Origin of the sequence: Pseudomonas sp. UBA2684, assembly GCA_002354655.1 — a bacterium.
Lineage (GTDB): Bacteria > Pseudomonadota > Gammaproteobacteria > Pseudomonadales > Pseudomonadaceae > Aquipseudomonas.
In genome coordinates this window covers 85,002-88,293 of sequence record DELY01000053.1, presented here as the reverse complement: position 1 = coordinate 88,293, position 3,292 = coordinate 85,002, and the positions used below count along the sequence as shown (strand labels likewise).

Here is a 3,292-nt window from a genome sequence, read left to right as displayed (position 1 = left end):
TATACGGACTTGGCCAGATCAACTGCAATACGCTTCATAACGCCTCTCCCAACAATCAGTCACCACTGTTCTGGGTATAGAACGGTGGCGTGGGGGGAGTCCATTACAGTCTTCAGATCGCTCGCTGGGACGGGCTAAAGCCCGCCCCTTAACCAGACGTTAGGTCCAAGATAGACATATGCACAACATGAGGGATGTATGAAGATCGGAAAATACGAGGTGGTGCATCAAGCATCATATCTTCAGATGCCGGAAGATGACGCGATAATTGAGTTTAGCGTTCTCGGGGATGATGTTTCTTTCAGAATTAAATTCTCTTCTGACGACGATTCGGAAGAAAAGCCCCTCAGACGTATTGAGGGGAGTCCAGATCCAGATGATGATGAGCGTGGACTTATTACTTTCTTTAATTGGAGAAGACCGGGCGCCACATCAAGCGGAGATCCAATGCTTGTACTGACGCTCGGAGAAGGAGAAGAACGGAAAGATATTCTTTTTCTTGCTTTCGTCCATTACGCGAATCGAATTTACTCCGTGAATATTCAGTTCATGCTGGAGGTGGTGTGATGTCCACCCCCAAGTACACGAACAGCAAAGTAGAAGTTGGTAAGGTTCACAGAAACGTGTCCCAAGACGTAGTGGTAATAACGGTTGACCGGCTTAGAATTCTAATCACCACGCATATTGAATTCGTTGAAAAATCCACAGGGTGGCAAGCAGCCCTTGGCGTATTTATCTCTCTTGTGGCTGCACTATCAACCGCCGACTTTAAAGAGACATTTAATGTCGCTGGTGATGTATGGAAAGCTCTCTTTATTATTGCAACTATAATCTCTTTTGCCTGGCTTGTTAGGGGTGTAGTTTACTACTTTAAAGCAGAAAAAATAGAGAGTCTGCTTGGGAAAATTACGGCTTCAGATGAGACCTAACTACTGGTTTAAATCGTTCGCTGCGCTCACTGGGACGGGCTAAAGCCCGCCCCTTAACTTAACGTTATGTTTCCCACTAAGTCATGGGGTGATTCGAATGGCAACAGTAAAACTGGGTTCAAGTATTACAGGCCAGCATTCCCTATGGCGCTATATGTCTATAGACAAGCTCATAAATTTACTAGAAGTAAAATCGCTTTACTTTGCGCCGCTTTCCTATTACGCCAAGTCTGACCCTTTTGAGGGCTACCTACCTAAAGTTGCATTTGAAGCTTTGGCTACGGTTCTTGGATCATCTTATAAAGAGCTTGAGACCGTATATTCACAGCTAACAGAGCTGGCCGAAAACTCAAGGAAATCAGGAACCATCAACACTATCGGCGAAGAATTACTTTCGCAACTTCGCACGAGACTTGACTCGCAGAACGACTTCATTAAAGAAGCATATAAAACAATAGCAAAAGGAATAACTGTAAACTGCTGGCACAGAAACCTACATGAATCGGAAGCCATGTGGAGATTGTACTCAGAAAACGGTAAAGGAATTGCTGTCAAAACCAGCATAGACTCACTTAAAAAATCGATAGAGTCAGTTGATCAAAATCTGCTTGTGCAAGTTGGAGCCGTAAAATACCTAGATTTTCATGGTCAAAATATTTCACCAAAAGACTGTTTAATTGATGGACACTTATCACCCTTGCTAAAACGCGCATCCTTTTGCCATGAAAACGAAGTGAGGCTATTTACCATTCCAGAAATTGACTATAAGACCCTTGGTGGTTTTGAGCCAAAAGCGGAATCTATAGCGATAAACGTCGAAGAGTTAATCGAAGAAATATACATCTCTCCATTTGCAAGCGAACCCTTTGTTTCGAGCACTATCGCAATATGCCAAAAATACGGCATCAACCCAAAAATAATTAAAAATTCAGCCCTGCTAGATGGGCACGAAGAATTGCTTGATACTCTTGGCGTTTGGTAAACATAACAATTGGTATATGGACTCTCCCCACAAGCAGTGAGTAACGCTTTTCCTTTGCCACTGTCGGCAGCGCGGTTGCATTCGTATATTCGGCCTGTTTTTGGCTTTATCGCCCTGGCCATTCTGTAGTTCGCGCAGCGGGGGCCAAGCGTTCAATCGATCACGCAGATCATGATTGTTATCGGCCTTGTTCCGCTGCAGGGGCCGCCTGTTCCGACAGTGCTGCTGCTCACCACAACCACTAGAAAACTGTTCCCCTGATTCCCCCTGCTCGCCGCCAGGCGCGCAGTTGGCGTTGCCAGTGGTCGACGCGCGCGTCTCACCGAGGCGGCGCCTTCGGGTAAGATGCGCGCAGTTTTGCGCCGCGCGGTCGGCGCTGGTCACGTGTCGAGGAAGTTGCTGTGCTCACTCCCCAGGTTGTCATCATCGGCGCCGGCGCCGCCGGGCTTATGTGTGCGTTGACGGCTGCCGGGCGTGGGCGTCGTGTGCTGCTGCTCGACCATGCCAATAAAGCCGGCAAGAAGATTCTCATGTCCGGCGGTGGGCGCTGTAATTTCACCAATATGTATTGCGAACCGAGCAACTTTCTTTCGCAGAACCCGCATTTCTGCAAATCCGCCCTGGCGCGCTACACCCAGTGGGACTTTATCGGCTTGGTGGCCAAGCATGGCGTGCCGTACCACGAGAAGAAGCTCGGCCAGTTGTTCTGCGATCACAAGGCCAGCGACATCCTCGGTCTGCTGCTCAGCGAGTGCGACGAAGCCGGTGTCGAGCTGCGCCTGGACACCTCGGTCAGCGAGATCGCCAAGCTGGACAGCGGTTACCAGTTGCAGACCAGTGCCGGCGCGCTGCGCTGCGAGTCGCTGGTGATCGCCACTGGCGGCTTGTCGATCCCGACCCTCGGCGCGACCGGCTTTGGTTATCAGGTGGCCAAGCAGTTCGGCCACAGCCTGCTGCCGACCCGCGCCGGGCTGGTGCCGTTCACCATCACCGACCCGCAATTGAAAACCCTGTGCACGGAACTCTCCGGCACCTCGGTGGAAGACTGCCTGGTGAGCTGCAACGGCCAGAGTTTCCGCGAGAACATTCTGTTTACTCACCGCGGCCTGAGCGGCCCGGCGATCTTGCAGATTTCTTCGTTCTGGCAACCGGGCGATGCCATCAGCATCAATCTGCTGCCACACATCGATCTGCCCGAATGGCTGACCGCCCAGCAGCAGGAGCGGCCGAACAGCGAGTTGAAAACCCTGCTCGCCGAGCTGTTCACCAAGAAGATGGCCGGGTTGCTGGCCGACAGCTGGTTCGCCTCCAAGCCGATGAAGCAGTACACCCCAGGCGAGCTCAAGGCGATTGCCGAGACGCTCGCCGACTGGCAGGGGGG

The 3,292-nt window shown here is 51.0% G+C and carries 4 protein-coding genes; all 4 read left to right on the top strand.

What is annotated here, in order from left to right; all coding sequences use genetic code 11:
- The first annotated feature begins 198 nt into the window (after positions 1–198).
- Complete coding sequence (locus B3M58_RS20695) at positions 199–567, top strand: hypothetical protein (RefSeq protein ID WP_296222089.1); 369 nt, start codon at positions 199–201, stop codon at positions 565–567.
- Positions 567–929 carry a hypothetical protein gene (locus tag B3M58_RS20690; protein ID WP_296222087.1) on the top strand — a complete coding sequence of 121 codons (363 nt, stop codon included), beginning with the start codon at positions 567–569 and terminating at the stop codon, positions 927–929. The genes B3M58_RS20695 and B3M58_RS20690 overlap by 1 nt, the downstream gene beginning before the upstream one ends.
- Positions 930–1,026: 97 nt before the next feature.
- Positions 1,027–1,911 carry a DUF2971 domain-containing protein gene (locus B3M58_RS20685; RefSeq protein WP_296222086.1) on the top strand — a complete coding sequence of 295 codons (885 nt, stop codon included), beginning with the start codon at positions 1,027–1,029 and terminating at the stop codon, positions 1,909–1,911.
- A 449-nt stretch (positions 1,912–2,360) separates the two neighbouring features.
- Positions 2,361–3,292: NAD(P)/FAD-dependent oxidoreductase (locus tag B3M58_RS20680; protein ID WP_414704117.1), on the top strand; the 932-nt coding region annotated here is incomplete at its 3' end.

Excerpts from the sequence above, each read along its gene's own strand:
- B3M58_RS20690 (WP_296222087.1), top strand. The coding sequence starts at position 567 with ATGTCCACCCCCAAGTACACGAACAGCAAAGTAGAAGTTGGTAAGGTT.
- B3M58_RS20685 (WP_296222086.1), top strand. The coding sequence starts at position 1,027 with ATGGCAACAGTAAAACTGGGTTCAAGTATTACAGGCCAGCATTCCCTA.
- B3M58_RS20695 (WP_296222089.1), top strand. The coding sequence starts at position 199 with ATGAAGATCGGAAAATACGAGGTGGTGCATCAAGCATCATATCTTCAG.